The sequence below is a fragment of the Pseudoduganella aquatica genome (genome assembly GCF_020865585.1).
Lineage (GTDB): Bacteria > Pseudomonadota > Gammaproteobacteria > Burkholderiales > Burkholderiaceae_D > Rugamonas > Rugamonas aquatica_A.
Window position 1 is genome coordinate 4,849,980 of sequence record NZ_CP086370.1, and the last position, 18,530, is coordinate 4,868,509.

Consider the following 18,530-nt stretch of genomic DNA (forward strand, 5'->3'; position numbering starts at 1 on the left):
CAACGCGTAAGAACGCCTCACGCAAACACCTGCCGGTAGCGGCCCTTGGCGTCCAGCGTGACGGTCCGCAGTTGCCCGCCATGGCGCAGCGCGGCCTTGGCACCGGGCTGGCCACGGATGCCCAGTTGCGTCAACCGTCCTGCGCGCCATTCGATGTCCAGCTCCATGCCGCCGCGCACGCGGACGCCGTTCAGCTTGCCGTCGGGCCAGGCTTTGGGCAGCGCTGGCAGCAGGCGGATTTCGCCGCCCCAGGACTGCACCAGCATCTCTAGTATCCCGGCCGTGCCGCCGAAGTTGCCGTCGATCTGGAACGGCGGGTGCGCGTCGAACATATTCGGATAGGTGCGGGACGGCCCCAGCAAGCCCAGCAGGATTGCGTGCGCGCGATCGCCCTCCCCCATGCGCGCCCACAGCGCCAGCCGCCATGCGGTGGCCCAGCCGGTGGACTTGTCGCCACGCGTGTTGAGCGTGGTCTTGGCGGCGGCCACCAGCTCCGGCGTGTCGCGCACATTGATCTGCTCGCTGGGATAGACGCCGTACAGGTGCGACACGTGCCGGTGCTTTTGCTCGGGCGCCTTGCCGTCCCAGTCATCCAGCCATTCCTGCAACTGGCCTTGCGCGCCGATGCGGTCCGCCGGCAGGCGCGCGCGCGCCACTGCCACGGTGGCGGCAAATTCGCTGTCCGCCTCCTTGAGCTGACTGTGCGCGGCCAGCGTCCACGCAAACAGGTCGCGCACAATCTGGCGGTCCATGGCGGGGCCGGCGCAGATCGCCACGCCCGGCTGGTGCGCGTTCTCCGGCGACATGGACGGCGACGTCACCAGGCCGCGCCCCTTCCCGTCTTCCACCAGCGTGTCGATGAAGAACAGCGCCGCGCCCTTGAGCAGCGGGTAGATGCGGCGCAGGTAGGCCTGGTCGGGCTGGTACTCGTAGTGGTCCCACAATGTCTTGCACAGCCAGGCGCCGCCGCAGGGCCACATGCCCCACTTGGGACCGTCGATGGGCGCGGCGGCGCGCCACAGGTCGGTGTTGTGATGCACCACCCAGCCGCGCGCGCCGTAGCCTTTGCGCGCGGCGACGGCGCCGGTTACGGCCAGGTCTTCTATCATGCGCAGCAGCGGTTCCACGCACTCGCCAAGGTTGGCCGCTTCCGCAGGCCAGTAGTTCATCTGCGTGTTGATGTTGATGGTGTACTTGGAACCCCAGGGCGGATTGTTGCCTTCGTTCCAGATGCCTTGCAGGTTCGCCGGCTGACTGCCCGCGCGTGAAGACGACAGCAGCAAATAGCGCGCGTACTGAACGTAAAGGGTGGCCAGGCCGGGATCGGCCCCGCTCTCGGCGGCGGCGATGCGCCGGTCGGTTAAACGCGGTGGCTGCACACTGTCCGCTGGTCCGCCCAGCCGGATGGACATGCGCGCGTACAGCGCTTGATGCGCCTTCATGTGCGCAGCCTTGAGCCGAGCATATGGCTGCAGCGCTGCGGCGCCGGTCTGCTTGCGCACTGCCGTCACCGGGTCGCCGCTCACGTCCGCATAGTTCACATAGCTGGTGCCCGCGCCCACCAGCAGCGTAATCTCCCGCGCGCCGCGCACTTGCAGCCGGTCGCCTGCGACGGCGATCTTGCCGTCCCCTACCGCCTGGATGCGCACGGCATACCGCAGCGCGGCCGCTACGCCTGCCGACGGCTGGTTGCGCCCCTGCACCAGCAGCGCGCCCGGCCCGTCCGCCGCTATCGATAGCGAGGCCGGGCGTTTGTCTTCGTTCAGCGTTTCCGTGTACTGGCTGGCGCCGGCATCGGCTGCGCGCAACAAGCCGTACTTCACGTCCGAGGGATGGCGGTAGCCCAGATCGAAGTTCAGTTTCGCGCCGCCGCTGGCCATCAGCCGTATCACCAGCACCTGGTCGGGGGCGCTGGCAAACACTTCACGCACGTGCGCGGCCTCACCGCTCGCAATGCGCGTGGTGGCAATGGCACTGGCCAGATCCAGGGAGCGGTCGTAGGTAGCGCTATCCTTGAGACCTATAAAATCCAGCAGCAGGTCCCCTGCGGCGCCGTAGGGCATCTGTTTCATCGGGATGCCGAACATGGCGGAGCCGGCTAGGTCCGAGGCTTCCTGGTAGCGCTCCTGCTCAATCAGCGCGCGCACTTTCGGCAAGGCTTCCAGCGAGGCGGGGTTATTGGGGTCGTAGGGACCGCCTGCGTACAGGGTGTCTTCATTGAGCTGGATGCGTTCCTGGGCAACGCGCCCAAAGACCATGGCGCCGAGGCGGCCATTCCCGACCGGCAGCGCTTCAACCCAGGGCGCTGCGGGCTTGTCGTACCACAAGCTCAAGCTCTCCCGGCCACCATGAATCTGTTCCACAACCTTCGCCTGAGCCAGCGCGGGGAAGACTGCGGCCAGCCCCGCCGACACCATGAAGCTCCTCCGCTTGCGGTTGAGGCCCGCAGTTGGCTTGCCTGCTTTCTTGTCCAATCGCTTCCCCTTATTCGGCTTTGAAGGTGTTGCCCGTTGCCGCCCAGTAGATGCCGCCATACAGGTGGTGGCGGAAAACCGGGTCGCCATAGCTTGCGGGCAGGTGGCCCAGGGCCGTGTAGAAGGAGCGGCCACCGTCGTATTGCTGATACCAGCTGATGGGGTGGAAGGTTCCCATGCCTTTAACCGGCTTGTAGGTGGACTCGTCCACTGAGAGCAGGTAGTGGAGCTGGTCCGACGTGGCGGGCTTGAAGGCGTACCACTCTTCCGTCACCAGGCTGCGCGGGGCGTAGCGGTCCATGCCGGGGAAGTTGCGGTCTTCGACCTTGAGTACGGCGCTCTGGTTGGCGGGGTGGTACTGGAACATATGGCCCACCAGCCTGGTGTACCACGGCCAGCCGTATTCGGTGTCCGCCGCGCTGTGCACGCCGACGTAGCCGCCGCCGGCCTTGATGTATTTCTCGAACGCCGCCTTTTGCGGCTGGTCCAGGATGTCGCCGCTGGTCAGCAGGAAGACCACGGCCTGGTACTTGGATAGTTCCTCGTCCTTGAAGACGCGCTTGGGGTCCTCGGTCCAGAACACCGAGAAGTCGTGCAGCTTGCCGAGTTCCTGGATGGCCGCCACGCCCGCCGGTATCGAATCATGATGCCAGCCGCCGGTCTTGGAGAACACCAGCACATTGAATTGCCCGGCTTGCGCGCAGCAGCAGCAGCACAGGGACAGAAGGAAGGCGAATAGCGTTTTCATCGGAGCCCGGCTGAGTGGTCGAGTTCCGCAACGTAATTCAGGATGATTTATTTGTCAACAGCTAGCTAGGGTCCAATCTTCGATCTTTCGAAACGCCTAACGCGCTCATCGGCACTTCTTGCAGCCTGCTGGCGATTGCAGCATTACCTCTGATCAGATAGCTGACCGAGTTGGTGTCCAGCATATACAGCGTCATTCACGCCACTCGTCAAAGGGATCACGCGGCGTTGCGTCCGTCCGACGGTCTTCCTCGCAAAGGAAATCGGAAGGCACTTCGGCCCCCTTGAGTGCAGCAAAAAAGCCATTCCAGTCGCCAGGACGGCGCGACAAGATCACGTCTCCGGTTTCCGGGTCTTTACGAATGAACACTTCTTTGGTGTCAAACCGAAATGCGTCGGGCAGGCGCACTGCTTGGCTGCGTCCGTTGATGAAAAGTTTGGCGACATGGCTCATGGCGGCTCCTCTGCATAGGCACCAGTATAGTCCTTTCCAAAACTGTCCCGCGCAGGCGTGCTAGGCGAAGCTGCCCATCAGCCAAAGCAGCGCGCTGAGCGTGCCGAACGACGCCACGGTGGCCAGCACCAGCGCGGCGGCGGCGCGTTCGGTGAAGCCGTAGGGCAGCGCCAGCAGGGGGTAGATGCTCATCATCGGCATGGCGGCCATCAGCACGGCGGCGTTGCGCAGTTCGGGCTCCAGCGGCGCAACGCCGAGCAACGGCAAGGCCGCCAGGGCCAGCGCCACCATCAGCGGATGCAGCAGCAGCTTGCCCGCCGCGATGGGCGCCACCTTCATGCTTACGCCGCGCAGCGGCAGGCCCACCAGCGTTCCGCCGATCACGAACACCGACAGTGCGCCGCTGGCCTGCGCGAACATGGTGACGCTGCGGCCCAGCGGCGCAGGCAGCTGCAGTTCCAGCAAAGACACGGCCAGCCCCGCCAGCAGCGCGATAATGAGCGGATTGCGTGCCAGCTGCTTGAGCGTGGCCTTGAATGCCGCAGCGCCTCCGGCAGCGCCCTCGGCGCCCGCCTTGCGCGCGCTGGTCTCGAGCAAGACCAGCAGCAGCGGCAGCAGCACCACGTTTTCCACCACCACGTTCAGCGCCAGCGCCGTAGTGGCCACGCCCGGCAGCGCCAGCAGCAGGATGGGGTAGCCGATGAAGGCACTGTTCGAGCTGCACATGCCCATGGCGTGCAGCAGCGCCTGCTGATGGCTCAGTCCGAAAGCCTTCCTCGCCAGCGCATAGGCGCCGCCCAGCATGGCCAGTCCGCCGGCGGTGTAGGCCAGCAGGTAGCCGGGAACGATGATGTCGGCGATATGGCGCTGGGCGATGGCGTTGAACACCAGCGCAGGCAGCGCCAGCTTGAGGACGAATTTGCCAAAGGCGAGCAGCTCCGCCTTGCCGAACACCCCGGCGCGCGTGGTGGCGTAGCCGAGGGCGATAATGATGTAGATGGGACTGACGATGGCGAGGATGGCAAGCATGCGGAGGGGCGGCGTCATTGGGCAACCCAGCATTATAATTGCACTCTCGTCGCGCACGCTCCCACGCTGCGCCCATAACAGATAGTCAGCAATGTCAAAACTAAAACAGCTCCCGCCCCTGGAGGCGTCCCGCGCCGTGCCGCCGGAAGGCGCCGCCGCCAGGAAACTGGCGCGCGAACAGAAGGACGCGCAAGTGCGCGGCGTGACCTCCATCCAGGCGATGCGGGACGCGATAAAGCGGTCCGCGCGCAGCCTGCCCCACATTACCGAAGTGCCGCGCCTGGGCGTGCTGAGCGCGGCGCAGTTCCGCGCCCGCGCCGCGCAAGGCCTGCCTTTCCTGATGACCGGCCTGGTGGGCAAATGGCCGCTGTGCGCCCTCTCCCCGTCCGCGCTGCGCGAGCGCTACAGCCACCTGCCGGTGCGTGCGCGCGTGGGCGACTACATCGGCACCGCCTTCGCGCCCGACCGCGCCATGCAGGACATGTCCATGCTGGAGTACCTGGAGCTGGCCGCAGACGGCAGCCACGCGCTGCCGCCCTACCTGGGCAACCTGGAGCTGCGCGAACTGAACAGCCTGTGCCACTGGCCCGCCTACTTCAGCAAGATGGGGCCGCCGCGCTTCTGGATAGGTCCGGCCGGCACCCGCACGCCGCTGCACTGCGACTATGACGACAACATCTTCGCGCAGATCTGGGGCAGCAAGCGCATCTTCCTGGCGCCGCCGCACCACGACGAATTCCTCTACCCCAGCGAGGCCAACGCCATCCTGTTCGGCTCGCCCTTCGACCCGGAAGCGCCGGATTTCGAGGCCTTCCCGCTGGCGCGCCAAGCCACCATGATAGAGCTGCTGGTCCAGCCCGGCGACATGCTGTATGTGCCGGCCGGCTGGTACCACCAAGTGAGCGCGCTGTCGTTTTCGCTGTCGTCCAACCGCTGGGCGCGCGGCGTGCCGTTCGCGCTGCACGGCGACGCGTCCCTGCTGCGCAGCGACTAGCTATCTCAAACTAGCTATCTCAAAAACACATAGCTCAACCGAGAAAAGGCATTCCTCGCCCGCGCCGCTCCGGCGGATGATATGCGGCACACATCCGCAACGGGGCGATCGTGAAATGTACACCTGAACTAGCCGGCTGGCTGTGCCAGTCGCAGACCGGCGCGTCGCTGCACGCGCGCCTGGCGGCGTCCAGCCACAGCGACGCCTGCCCGCTGTGCGGCGACCCGCTCTCGTCCACCAACGACGACCTGCCCTGCCTGCACTGGCTGGCCAACCCCTACAGCAAGCCGGCGCGCATGGCCGCCGTGTTCGCCAACTACGCCGTGGCCGACGTGGTGCGCTATATGCTCGTCTGGACCACCTCCGCCACCCGGCGCGATCCGGCCCGCCACCTGCACTGCAACATGGGCGGCAACAACGGCGACCACACCGTGGACATCCTGATCGGCTTCCGCAACCGCAGCTGGCGCTTCCTGCTCGACGACGCGCGCGGCGCCAGTTTCGAGTACGCCAGCGCCCGCACCGGCTTCGCCTTCCGCCTTCCCCTCACCCTGCAGCACGGCGACGCTGCTGCGCTGCAGCAGCTGGCCGAACTGGCCAAAATCGGCTGTACAGAAATACAACAGCATTGCTCGACTGTTTGAGCAATACGGCCTGCGGCCGGTGCGCGTAGACATTTTGCAAACTCCTTCCGTTACCTTCACGTTGCGGTAACCATAAAAATCAACAGGGAGACACGCATCATGTTACGAAAAGCAACCACTTCTGCCGTCCTGCTCGCTTTGCTGTCCATCGCCGGCAGCGCCGGCGCCGTCATCACCAGCCCCGGCAAGCAGATAGAAAACCTGAATCGCGGCGCCGTCGCCATCAAATCCCCGGCCGGCGTGTTCATCAGCTGGCGCCAGCTCGCCACCGACGCCGCCGGCACCACCTTCAACGTCTACAAGGGCGGCGTCAAGCTGAACGCCTCGCCGCTGAACGCGCTCAACTACACCGACGCGGCCGGCACCGCGGCGAGCAGCTATTCGGTGCGCGCCGTGGTCAACGGCGTGGAGCAGAACGGCTACGAAGCGGGCGCCACCTGGGCCAACCTGTACAAATCGCTGCCGGTGCAGGCGCCGCCGGCCGGCGTCACACCCACCGGCCAGGCCTACACCTACGAGATCAACGACGGCTCGGCCGCCGACCTGGACGGCGACGGCACCTACGAGATCATCATCAAGTGGCAGCCCACCAACGCGCAGGACAACTCCCTGTCCGGCTACACCGGCAACACCTACCTGGACGCCTACAAGCTCGACGGCACCCGCCTGTGGCGCATCGACCTGGGCAAGAACATCCGCGCCGGCGCCCACTACACCACCTTCCTGGCCTATGACTTCGACGGCGACGGCCAGGCCGAGGTCATGGCCAAGACCGCCGACGGCACCATCGACGGCCAGGGCGTGGTGATCGGCTCGGCCACGGCCGACCACCGCAACACCGCCGGCTACATCCTCACCGGTCCCGAGTTCCTCACCGTGTTCAACGGCCTGACCGGCGCGGCCATGAAGACCGTGAACTACCTGCCGGCGCGCGGCACCGTGTCCGCCTGGGGCGACAACTACGGCAACCGCGTGGACCGCTTCCTGGGCGGCGTGGCCAACCTGGACGGCAACCGCCCCAGCGCCATCTTCTCGCGCGGCTACTACACGCGCGCCGTGATCGCCGCCTGGGACTGGCGCGACGGCGCGCTGACCAGCCGCTGGGTGTTCGACACCGACATCGCCGGCGCGGCCGCGCGCGGCCAGGGTGCGCACTGGTTCGCCACCGGCGACGTGGACGGCGACGGCAAGGACGACATCGTCTACGGCGCGGCCACCATCGACAGCTACGGCCAGCTCAAATACGCCACCGGCCTGGGCCACGGCGACGCCCTGCACTTCGGCAAGCTCGACCCGAACCGTCCCGGCCAGCAGATCTACATGGTGCACGAGACCCCGGCCGTCTACGGCGCCACCGGCGCCGGCATGCACGACGCGGCCACCGGCGCGCTGATCTGGGGCGTGAGCGGCTCCAACGCCGACGTGGGACGCGGCGTGTGCTTCGACATCGACCCCAACTACGAAGGCGAAGAATGCTGGGCCACGCGCGGCGGCTTCCGCACCGCCACCGGCGCCCTCATCAACGCCACCGCGCCCACCGCCTACGTCAACTTCGCGGCCTGGTGGGACGGCGACCTGCTGCGCGAACCGATGGGCAGCACCTCGATCGACAAGTTCGACCCCGCCACCCGCACCGGCAGCAAGATCATCGACGCCGCCCTGAACGGCGCCGCCTCCAACAACGGCACCAAGGCTACCCCGGTGCTGACGGCAGACCTGTTCGGCGACTGGCGCGAGGAAGTCATCTGGCGCAACGCGGCCAACACGGAGCTGCAGATCTACAGCACCACCATCCCCACCGCCACCCGCATCACCACCCTGATGCACAACCCGCAGTACCGCACCCAGGTGGCGGGCCAGAACGCCGGCTACAACCAGCCGCCACACCCGAGCTTCTACCTGGGCGCCGGCGCCACCTCCTTCCCGCAGGACCCCGTGCATATCCCGTTCGACGGCACCGGCACCATCCAGGCCGAAACGGCCATCGTGGGCGGCGGCACGGCAGCCAAGACCGACCGCGCAGGCTACCGCGGCACGGCCTTCCTGACCTTCCCCACCACCGGCGGCAGCGCGGAATTCGGCCGCATCAACGGCGGCGCGGGCGGCAGCAAGACCATCACCATCCGCTACGCCAACGGCAACCCCACGCCGCGCACCGGCGTGCTGAAAGTGAACGGCGTCTCGCAGCCGGTCGCGTTCAAGCCCACCGGCGGCTGGACCACCTGGCTCACCATGACGGCCACGGTCAACCTCGCCGCCGGCAGCGACAACACGCTGCGCTTCGAATCCACCGGCCAAAGCCTGGCCAATATCGACGAACTGCTGGTTCCATAATCCGGAGATGAAATGAAAAAGCTTTACATGATGTTTGCCCTAGCCCTCAGCCTGTTCTCGCAATCGGCGCTCGCGGCCCATATCGGCTGGTACCAGCTGGACGCCACCTGGCGCGACGGCCAGTTCAGCGGCCAGTTCTACTACGACGCCGCGTCGCCCTTCGGCATCACGAAAGTCACCGGCACGCTGGTGGACCTGGCGCAGACCACCAACATCGACAAGGTGTGGAACCTGGAGAACCCCGACCCGCAGCCGTGGGTTTTCCTCGCCAACACCACGGCGGACCAGGGCGGCCAGAATGCCGGTTTCTACCTGACCCTGGTGGACCTGGGCGCCACCCTCGCGCTGGACACCACCGTCAGCAACAACCTGTACGACTGGAGCAATGACGCCTACTTCAACCTGGCGCAGCTGGACGAATCGCCGCTGCAGTCCTACGCCATCAACGCCATCCCGCTGCCGGGCACGGTGCTGCTGATGGGCGTGGGCCTGCTGGCGATGCGTGCGCCGCGCCGCCGCAAGCAGCAGTAAGCGGGACCGGGAGCGTGGCGGCGCCAGGCCGGAAAGGCGCCGCCACAAGTGTTATTATTTAATAACTATCTTGTCCAACCTCCCAAGGATTGAAGCATGCGATTCTACTTCCTCCATAACGACAAAATGCTGACCACGCCCGCCTCGCAAGGGGGCTGCGGCGTCACCGAACAGGAGATCCGCGAGATCACCGTGTGGCAGAACAATATGGATTACAAGTTCGAACTGCATCTGGAAAACCACGGCCCCTACGTCTACATCTTCCCGGACGGGCGCAAGCCGGGCCAGAAGAATATGCCGCGCTACAGTTTCGGCGGCGGCCGCGTCAGCACCTTCGACAGCGACGACTCGCTCACCGCCGGCATCCGCGCCGACGTGCGGGCGGTGGTCGACGGCAACCTGGCGCTGTTCGCGCGGATACACGAGCGCTTCTACGGCCAGGGCGGCGTGGCCAAGAAGATGGCGGACCGGGACGACGGCCCCAGGCACGCCTACTTTGTCTGCAACAACCCCGTTTGCAGCGGCAGGGCCCGGCCGGTGACAGTCGAATTTTCCAGCGCGGCGGCCATGCGGCGCGAAATCAAGGTGTCGCACTCCCACAATATCAACACCGCCGAATACCCCGTCATCCGCTGCCCCAAGACAACCTGCGGCTGGAGCATGGACCTGGTGGAGAAACTGGACGCACCCGATATCGGCGCGCCCAGCAAGGACACCATCCAGTTCGGCGCCTAGTCCCACTTCCTGTAGATGGCCTTCAGCTCGCCGCTCTGCTCCATCGCGGCGAGCACGCGCCGCAGGCGGTTGGCGGTGGCCGGCGCCACATGCTTGCCCAGCACGAAGTGAAACTCCGCGTGCAGCATCACGGTGGGCAGCACGCGCACCTTGTCCGTCACGCCGGCATGCGCCAGCATGCGGGCGATGCCCGGGCCGCGATGGAAATACAGCCGCGCGCGCCCGGCGATCAGCTTCTCCAGATTGAGCCTGGTCTCGGTGGTGCTGGAATCGACCACGATGCCGGGAATCGCCTGCAGCGTGGCGCTGGCGCCGAAGCCCCGGTTCACCAGCACCACCGACGCCGGGCGCAAGCTGCGCACATCCTCCCACGAGTTGACCACGACGGGATCATCCATCCGCGCCAGCAGGAAAAAATCGACCGGATACAGCGCCGGTTGCAGATAGGTGAATTTGCGCTCCCGCTCCGGCGTGCGCTGCAGCGCGCAGGCCGCATCCTGCAGCCCGGCAGACAGCTCGGTGGTGATGCGCACCAGCGGCATCCAGCGCTGTACGCCGACAAACTTCAGTCCCGGATCGGCGCGCTCCACGGCGCGCATGATGTCGATGCAGATGCCGGTGATCCGGCCGGAGGATTCATCGATCAGAAACTTCGGCTCCGTGCCCAGTTGCGACGCAACGCGCAGCTCCACGCTTTCCGCAGTGGCGGCAAGCGGCACGGAACAACAAAGCGCCAGCACAAAATGGCGGAACAGAGACAAGCGGAAAGACATGGCAGGATGATACACCAGCCAATTTTCAAGCCCAAAGGAGAACAGTACACATGCCGTTGAAAAGAATCCTCGCACTGGCTTGCATGGCCATCGCCCTGTCAGGCTGCGCAACGGCGCCGGCCCGGACCGGCGCCTTCGTCAAAGGCGCCGACATCGGCTGGCTGCAGCAAATGGAGGCCACGGGCTACAAGTTCCGCAACAAGGACGGCGCCGAACAAGACTGCCTGCAAATCCTGCAAGACTACGGCATCAACACCGTGCGGCTGCGCACCTGGGTCAACCCGTCCGACAGCAAAACCAGCGGCCACAATAGCAAGGACGAAACCGTCGCCATGGCGGTGCGCGCGCAGAAGCGCGGCATGCGGGTGATGATCAACTTCCACTACAGCGACTCCTGGGCCGACCCCGCCAAGCAGAAAAAGCCCGCCGCCTGGGAAGGCCACGACTTCCCGCGCCTGCTGCAAGACGTGTACAGCTACACCCACGACGTCATGAGCGCGCTCAAGCAGGCCGGCGTGACGCCCGAATGGGTCCAGGTCGGCAACGAAACGCCGGGCGGCATGATTTATCCCGAAGGCAGCACCGCCAACTGGCCGCAGCTGGCGCAGCTGATCAACCAGGGCTACGACGCCATCAAGGCCGTCAGTCCCTCGTCCAAGGTCATACTGCACCTGGACCAGGGCAACAACAGCGCGCGCTTCCGTGGCTGGTTCGACCAGGCCAGGGCCCACGGCGCCAGATACGACGTGATCGGTCTCTCCTACTACCCCTACTGGCTGCCCGGCAAGCCGGACTACACGCAATCCATCGGCGACCTGGGCGCCAACCTGGACGACATGGCGGCGCGCTACGGCAAGGAAGTCATGGTGGTCGAAGTCGGCGGCGAAGACACGCAGCCGCAGAACACCTACGACATGCTGGTGGCCGTGCAGCGCAAGATCAAAGCCGTCCCCGAAGGCAAAGGGCTGGGCATGATCTACTGGGAACCGCAAGGCGCCCGCAGCTGGAGCAAATACGCCCTCAGCGCCTGGGGCGACGACGGCCGCCCCACCAAAGCCATGGACGCCTTCCTCACCGACTAATCCCCCGGGGTCAGTTCTGTCATCGCGTCATAATGACGCGATGACAGAACTGACCCCGGGGTGGTGTAACGGCTAGGTTAACGTTATCATGCCCTCGGATTGATCATCTTGAGGAGAGCATTAATGCTGCATCGCTTACCACCGTTCCGCCCGGCCTGGCGGCGCAGCCTGCTGCTGGCCGCTGTGCTGCAGGCTTGCCAGGCGGTGACGCCGGCCCTGGCCGATGACTTCGACGATATGCGCGCCAAGTGGCTGCTGCGCGCGGCCGGCGGCGCGGCGGCCGATACAGCAGACCAGGAAATCGCCGCCCAGCTCAAGCTCGACGACGCCAACGCGCAACGCTATTGGTCGTCCATGCAGACCGCGCCCGACCGCGCCGCGCTCTGGCCCGACCTGGCCTCCACCACCGTGTCGGCCCACGTCACCAGCGCCTACCGCCGCCTCGCCGCCATGGCCGCCGTCTATGCCTCGCCCAAGTCCGCGCTGCACGGCAATGCCGCGCTGGGCGCCGCCGTGGTCGATGGCCTGGACTGGATGAGCAAAAACCGTTACGCCGCCGGCCGCCATGCCTACAACAACTGGTGGGACTGGCAGATCGGCGCGCCCATGGCGCTCAACGAGGCCGTGATGGCCATGCGCGGCCTGCTCGCGCCGGAGCAGCTGGCGCGCTGCCTGGCCGCCATCGATTTCCATGTGCCCGATCCGGCATGGCGCACCACGCCATCCGGCACTCTGTCGCGCACCGAGGAGACCGGCGCCAACCGCCTCGACAAGGCCTTCGTCGCCATCATGCGCGGCGTGAACGGCAAGCACGCCGCCAAGATCGCCCAGGGCCGCGACGCCATCAGCCACGCCCTCCCCTATGTGACCAGCGGCGACGGTTTCTATGCCGACGGCTCCTTCGTCCAGCACACGCATGTGTCCTACATCGGCGGCTACGGCGTGGTGCTCATGGCCGACATCGCCGCGCTGTACTACGTGCTCAACGGCTCGCCCTGGCAGCTGCAAGACGCGAACGCCGGTCTGCCCTTCGACTGGTCCATGCAGGCCTACCGCCCCTTCATCTACGACGGCGCCATGATGGACATGCAGCGCGGCCGCTCCATTTCGCGCGAGTTCTATTCCGACCACAGCGTGGGCCGCACGGTCACGGGCACGATGGCGGAACTGGCCGAAGTGCTGCCGCCCGCGCAAGGCGCGCTGCTGAAGGCCGTGCTGAAAGGCTGGCTGCAGCGCGACCGCACTTTCGGCGCGTCCTATTTCACGCCTGTGGCGACGGCGGTGCCCGGCATCTACGCCGGCCTGCCGGTCTATCAAATGGGGCTGCTGAAAGCGCTGCAGCGGGACGCCGCCGTGGCGCCGCAACCGGAAGCGGCGGAAACCCGCTACTACCCGGCCACCGACCGCGCCGTGCAGCGCCGTCCCGGCCACGCCTTCACGCTGGCCATGTTCTCGAAGCGCATCAGCTCCTTCGAATCCGGCAACGGCGAAAACCTGCGCGGCTGGTGGACCGGCGTGGGCACGCATTCCCTTTACAACGCGGACCAGACCCAGTACAGCGGCAGCTACTGGCCCACCGCCGATGCCTTGCGCATGCCCGGCACCACCACGGACCACAACGGCAGCGGCACGCCGGAGAAGTGGAAGCTGTACGCCAACGACAAGTCCGCCGTCGGCGGCGCGGAACTGGCGGGCCAGCACGCCGCCATCGGCATGGACTTCTCCACCAGGGCATGGAGCGACAGCGGCCTGCAGGGCAAGAAGGCCTGGTTCCTGTTCGGGGACCGGGTGGTGGCGGTCGGTTCGGGCATCTCCGCCACTTCCGCCAAGGCGGCGGTGGAGACCATCGTCGAGAACCGCAAGCTCAATGCGGGCGGCGACAATACGCTGACGGTCAACGGCGTGCGCCAGCCCGCAACGGCCGGCTGGTCGCACGCGCTGCCTAACACCAAATGGGCGCACCTGGCGGGCAGCGTGCCCGGCTCGGACATCGGCTATGTGTTCCCGGACGCGCCCACCGTGCAAGGCCTGCGCGAGGTCCGCACCGGCGCCTGGCGCGATATCAACGTCGAAGGCTCCACCCAGCCGGTCAGCGCCAGCTATCTGAGCCTGGCGCTACCGCACGGCGTCCGCCCAGCTGAGGGCGCCTACACCTTTATCCTGCTGCCCAACCGCAGCGCGTCCCAGGTGGCGGCGTTTGCGGCGGCCAATCCGGTGCGCGTGGCGGAGCGCTCCACCGGCGCCACCGCAGTGACCGACAGCGCGCTGGGCCTGACCGGCCTGGTATTCTGGGAGGATGCGGCCAAGACCGTGAAGGTGGCGGGCAAGCCCTACCTGGCCAGCGACCGCAAGGCCGCCGTGGTAGTGCAGCAGGACGCCGCAGGCCTGCAACTGGCCGTGGCCGATCCCACCCAGGAGAACACGGACGTGATCCACCTGGAGCTGCACCGCAGCGCGCGCGCCGTGCTGTCGCTTGACCCGGCCATCACGGTGCAGCAGCTGAGCCCCACCATCAAACTGACGGTGGCGGTGAAAGGTTCGGCAGGCAAGTCGTATCAGGCGCGCTTCGAACTGAAGCGGCCTTGAGGCTCGGCCGGGGCGCGTGCCCCGGCTCTGGTTTCAGCGCGGGCGGTAGCCGCGCTGGCGGAACTGGGTGGCGGTGAACCATTGCTCGATCAGGGCCGGTACATCGGCCTGCGCCACCGGCACGGCCGCCCCGCTTTCCGCACTCGCAGGATAGCCGTGGAAGCTGTTGCCGCTCCACGCATAGCGCGCGTGGCTGCCGGACTGCTGAAACGCGCGGTACAGGGCGCCGGTGCCGCTGGTGTCGATAAACTGGTTGCCGCGCAGTTCCAGCACGTCACGCGTGCCCTTGTCGTGGCTTTCCAGCAGCGGCGTGGCGCCATTGGTCACGATCAGGTTGCCGCTGACGATGGCGTTGTCCAGCCCCGCCACCAGGATGGCGCGCCGCTTGTCGTTCACGCTCAGGTTGCGCTCCACCACCACGTCCTCCGCCATGGCCTGCTGGCCCAGTCCGTCCTTGCCGCAAGCGCAGAACAGCATCAGTCCGCCCGCGTTGCCGTGGCTGTAGTTGGCGTAGACACGGGTGCCGCGCGTGCCCATGTCGGCATCGAAGGCCATGCCGTCGCCGGACTCGATCTCGGGCCGCAGCCGTACGCCGTGCACTTCGTTGTACTGGAACACCGCGCCGTCGGTGTTGATGGCCCACGCACCCGCGCTGTTGCCGGGTGAGCGCATCCAGATGTCGTACAGCAGATTGGCTTCCACCAGCGGCGCCACCGCCGTGCGCACCACGATGCCGTCGCCGCCGATGTCATGGATCTTGTTGTTGCGGAAGACCAGCCGCGTGGACGGGTAAAACTCGCTTGCGGCCTGCGCTGCGGTCTCCTGCAAATAGCCGGGATTGTTTTTGTAAGGCGGGAAGTCGCCGCAGGGAGCGCCGCGCGGACGGCACATCCATGCCGAACGGTTGGACAGGCCTATGCCGTCCACATGGTAGATCTCGCTGTTTTCAACCAGCACGTCGTCAAAGTTGGTCTTCTTCTGCCGGACGCCCCGGCCTTCGTTGTCGCGCGTGACTTCGAACAGCATGCCGCCGGTGGCTTTGTAGGCCAGCGCGCGGCCCGGTTCGTCCTTCAGGTAGCCGCGCACATGGTGGACCAGCACGTCGTTGACGCGGTAGTGGTGGCCGGTGCCGAAGTCTTCCAGCTGCACCAGCAGGCCGAGGCGCCCGGCTTCTTCCAGTCCGTCGTTGCTCAGTTCCAGGCCGCTGATTTCCCAGTGTTCCACATTGAACAGATGCAGCGCGGCGCGGTTGAACTGACCGTCATCTGCGGTGCATAGCGTATGGTAGGGGCTCACGCCATCGGGCTGCTTGCTGGCTTCGGTCAGCGCCTGCTGCGGATCGCGACGCGACGAAAGACAGCCCGCCGCGATCGCGGGACGCGGCAGCGCAGTGTCGCCGTAGCTGTCCACCACGATGGGTGCGCCGGGCGCGCCCGAACTGCCCGCCATGGGGCGGAAACTGCCGTGGCAGGTGGCGCCGCGCTTGAACAGGATGCGCGTGCCGGGCTGGAAGCGGATGGCGTTCAGCTGCGCGAGGCTGTTCAGCGGCTGCCGCAAGCTGCCAACGCCAGCAGCGGCGGCCGAACAATCGATATGCAGCACGGGCGGCGTCTCCGCTGCCTGCGCCTGCGCGCCCCACGCCGCCAGCATCAATGCAAGTGTCGCAAACTTCATTGGTGATCCCTCAAAGAGCGCCCCACCGGGAGGCGGGGCCATATTAACGTTATTTTCCGCTTTCCACGCTGACGGCAACCGGCTCCGCGACGCGCTGCGCGGCTTCCTTCACGTAGCGCTCCCACGCTTCCGGCGTGGGGAAATCGGCGTTCTTGCTCCAGCCCGCGCCGAGGTAGTAGACAAAGGGCTTGCCCGGCTGCGCCTTGCCCACCGCCAGATACTGGCCTTCGTGCGGGGTGTGGCGGCCTTCCAGCAGCACCGCGCAGGCAGCGTTGCCGTCCGCGCCGTGTGCCGGTTCCCAGTAGCTCATCCAGCCATTGCCCTGGCTGTAGCGCCCTTCCCCTTCGCGCTGCGCGATGCCGACGCCGATTTCCAGCGGCCCTTTGGCGGCGAAGCGGCTTTCCACGCGGCTGAAATTCGTGCCCGTGTCGATGGACACGCGGCGCAGCTCGGACACCTGGCGTCCGCCCGCATCCCACTGGTCATAGGTCAGCTCGAAGACGGCGCGCAGCGGGCCGTCCGCCAGCACTTTCCACTTGCTGAAGTTGGACGACGCCGGATGCAGCCGGCCGCCGTCGAACACGGCCAGGCCGCCGCAGCCGAGCGCCTTGCCAACTTTGTAGAAGTCCATGCCCTCGCCCCGGTCGGTGTGGTAGTCGCCGCTGGCGTACCATTTGTCCAGCACCAGCGCGCGGGTGCGCTTGGACCACACGTCCACGCCGGCGCTGACGAGCATCTCCTTGGGGTCGCGCATGATGGCCGGGCCGTAGACGCGGTGCGCGGTGCGGTCGTTCTCCCACGCGAAATCGTCCAGCCGCTCCGGCACAAAGCGGGCGTGGGCCTTGGCGTCCACCGGCGGCACGGCGGGCAGCGAGGCGCGCGGCAGCACAAGGTAGCGCCGCGTTTCTCCCGGCGCCAGCGTGGCCTGGAACAGCACGTTCTTGTCCAGGCGCTGGCTGGGCACGATGCGCGACGTGGCCGCGTCCAGCACGGCAAGCTCGCCCGCCGCCAGCGGCGCCTCCACCGATTCATCCGCCCGGTGCAGGCTGCCGCCGTTGCGCACCACGACCACGCTGGACGGTGCGCTGTCCAGCAGCCGCATGCGGTAGATCTCGCTGCCCGCCATCAGGAAGGCGCCCACGCCGTAGACGTCGGTGGAGTTGGGGTCGTAGGATTTCGGGTCCGCGCCTATGGGCTGCACGTGGGTCAGCTTGCCGTCCGCGTTGACGTTGGCCACCAGCGCATCCCAGGCCTTGATCGTGGCAGGGCCGAAGCGCGCGCGGTCCAGTATGCCCTGGTTGACGCCATAGGCCAGCGCGTAGGTGTACAAGCCGGTGCCGCTGCTTTCCTGCAGCGGGTAGCTGGCCGGGTCGAGCAGGCTGGCGCGCCAGGTGCCGTCGCTCTGCTGCAGCGTGAGCAGCTTGGCGGACATCTCGCTGAACTGCTGCACGAAGCGCGGACGGGATGGGTGATTCGCCGGCAGATATTGCAGCATGCGCACCAGGCCGCCCATTACCCAACCGTTGCCGCGTCCCCAGAACACCTTGCGGCCATTGGCTTCGCGCTTGCTGAAGTAGCGGCTGTCGCGGTAGTACAGGTGCTCCTCTTTATCGTACAGGTAGTCCGACGTGAGCCACCAGTTTTTCACCGCGAAGTCCAGGTAGCGCTGGTCGCCCGTGGCCGCATACAGGCGCGCCCACGCGGGCGGCCCCATGAACAGCGCGTCGCACCACGCCCAGCGGTGCAGCACGCCCGGCGTTTCCCAGTACAGGCTGCCCTCGCGCGGGTTGTCCAGCATGTAGTCGAACTGGGCGCGCATGGGCGCAATCATCTTCGGCTCGCGCGTCTGCAAATACAGCTCGGCGTAGGTCTGGCCGACCACATAGTCGTCCGCGTGGTACATGCTCGGACCCAGCTTCCAGCGGTTGCGCTCGCCCATGGCGATCATGGCGTCCCGGTAGCGGCGCTCGCCGGAGACGCCGGCCAGCGCCATCATGCCCGCGTCGCCCACCGCCTGCGTCCAGTCGTCCTCGGGATAGGTACTGGGATGGGCCAGTTGCCAGTCCGCCGCGCGCTGCATCACGTTCAATACGGCGGCCGGGCTGGCCGCCGTGGCTTGGTCGGCTGCGCCGCGCACGGCCGTTGCCGCTTGGGCATGCGGGGCGGCCAGGGGCGCAGCCGCCAGCAAGGCCAGGCACAGGGCTGTGGACAGCGTGCGCTGCCGGGGAACGGGGGATGCGGTTTGCGTCATGAATGCTCCTTTTTTGTATGGACGGGAAATATGGTGTGTTAACGTTACCCAAGCCTTTCTGCAAATGCAATTCAATTCGTGCCCCACTGTGGTGAGAATCTGTGGTTTTTCGCGCATGGATATGAAATTTTCTTGTTATGGATAAAAATGACTGATATCGTTATCACATCAACACAGCCTGATTCGCTGTGTTTTTTAGGACGACGACTGATAACGTTCTCA

14 protein-coding genes are annotated in these 18,530 nt (G+C 66.4%); 7 read left to right on the forward strand and 7 right to left on the reverse strand.

Going from position 1 to position 18,530, the window contains the following annotated elements:
• Positions 1-17 precede the first annotated feature (17 nt).
• The 4 genes from KT882_RS21585 to KT882_RS21600 all read right to left on the reverse strand — a co-directional run bounded on the left by KT882_RS21585 (position 18) and on the right by KT882_RS21600 (position 4,722).
• Positions 18-2,474, reverse strand: a complete 2,457-nt coding sequence (locus KT882_RS21585; RefSeq protein WP_228893280.1) for a glycoside hydrolase family 95 protein — start codon at positions 2,472-2,474, stop codon at positions 18-20.
• A 10-nt stretch (positions 2,475-2,484) separates the two neighbouring features.
• Positions 2,485-3,222, reverse strand: a complete 738-nt coding sequence (locus tag KT882_RS21590; protein WP_228893281.1) for a ThuA domain-containing protein — start codon at positions 3,220-3,222, stop codon at positions 2,485-2,487.
• A 192-nt stretch (positions 3,223-3,414) separates the two neighbouring features.
• Positions 3,415-3,675: an antitoxin gene (locus KT882_RS21595; RefSeq protein WP_228893282.1), complete on the reverse strand. Its 261-nt coding sequence runs from the start codon at positions 3,673-3,675 to the stop codon at positions 3,415-3,417.
• Between the two features lie 60 nt (positions 3,676-3,735).
• Positions 3,736-4,722 (reverse strand): AEC family transporter, encoded by a 987-nt coding sequence (locus KT882_RS21600; RefSeq protein WP_228893283.1) that lies wholly within the window; start codon positions 4,720-4,722, stop codon positions 3,736-3,738.
• Positions 4,723-4,795: 73 nt separating this feature from the next.
• Here KT882_RS21600 and KT882_RS21605 point away from each other — a divergent pair, with 73 nt between their 5' ends.
• From KT882_RS21605 to KT882_RS21625, 5 genes are all read left to right on the forward strand, one after another.
• Positions 4,796-5,698, forward strand: a complete 903-nt coding sequence (locus KT882_RS21605; protein ID WP_228893284.1) for a cupin-like domain-containing protein — start codon at positions 4,796-4,798, stop codon at positions 5,696-5,698.
• Positions 5,699-5,808: 110 nt separating this feature from the next.
• Entirely contained in the window at positions 5,809-6,342 is a 534-nt protein-coding gene (locus KT882_RS21610) for a hypothetical protein (RefSeq protein ID WP_161070511.1), read from the forward strand.
• A 99-nt stretch (positions 6,343-6,441) separates the two neighbouring features.
• On the forward strand, positions 6,442-8,676 hold the full coding sequence (locus tag KT882_RS21615) for a rhamnogalacturonan lyase family protein (RefSeq protein ID WP_228893285.1): 2,235 nt from the start codon (positions 6,442-6,444) through the stop codon (positions 8,674-8,676).
• A 12-nt stretch (positions 8,677-8,688) separates the two neighbouring features.
• A complete protein-coding gene (locus KT882_RS21620; protein WP_161070510.1) occupies positions 8,689-9,207 on the forward strand; it encodes a PEP-CTERM sorting domain-containing protein in 519 nt (172 codons plus the stop codon).
• Between the two features lie 96 nt (positions 9,208-9,303).
• Entirely contained in the window at positions 9,304-9,942 is a 639-nt protein-coding gene (locus KT882_RS21625) for a hypothetical protein (protein ID WP_161070509.1), read from the forward strand.
• On the opposite strand, the gene KT882_RS21630 is transcribed toward KT882_RS21625, so the two are convergent.
• The gene (locus KT882_RS21630) at positions 9,939-10,715 is read right to left on the reverse strand and encodes a substrate-binding periplasmic protein (protein WP_228893286.1); all 777 of its coding nucleotides are present in this window, start codon (positions 10,713-10,715) and stop codon (positions 9,939-9,941) included. The two genes, KT882_RS21625 and KT882_RS21630, sit on opposite strands and share 4 nt — an antisense overlap.
• Positions 10,716-10,765: 50 nt before the next feature.
• Between KT882_RS21630 and KT882_RS21635 the strand changes: the two genes are divergently transcribed.
• Positions 10,766-11,797: a glycoside hydrolase family 53 protein gene (locus KT882_RS21635; RefSeq protein ID WP_228893287.1), complete on the forward strand. Its 1,032-nt coding sequence runs from the start codon at positions 10,766-10,768 to the stop codon at positions 11,795-11,797.
• A gap of 123 nt (positions 11,798-11,920) precedes the next feature.
• Positions 11,921-14,383, forward strand: a complete 2,463-nt coding sequence (locus tag KT882_RS21640; protein ID WP_228893288.1) for a polysaccharide lyase 8 family protein — start codon at positions 11,921-11,923, stop codon at positions 14,381-14,383.
• 33 nt (positions 14,384-14,416) lie between these two features.
• Here the strand turns inward: KT882_RS21640 and KT882_RS21645 are convergent, their stop codons facing one another.
• Positions 14,417-16,057: a right-handed parallel beta-helix repeat-containing protein gene (locus KT882_RS21645; protein ID WP_228893289.1), complete on the reverse strand. Its 1,641-nt coding sequence runs from the start codon at positions 16,055-16,057 to the stop codon at positions 14,417-14,419.
• A 49-nt stretch (positions 16,058-16,106) separates the two neighbouring features.
• The gene (locus KT882_RS21650; RefSeq protein ID WP_228893290.1) at positions 16,107-18,308 is read right to left on the reverse strand and encodes a glycoside hydrolase family 88 protein; all 2,202 of its coding nucleotides are present in this window, start codon (positions 18,306-18,308) and stop codon (positions 16,107-16,109) included.
• Positions 18,309-18,530 lie beyond the last annotated feature (222 nt).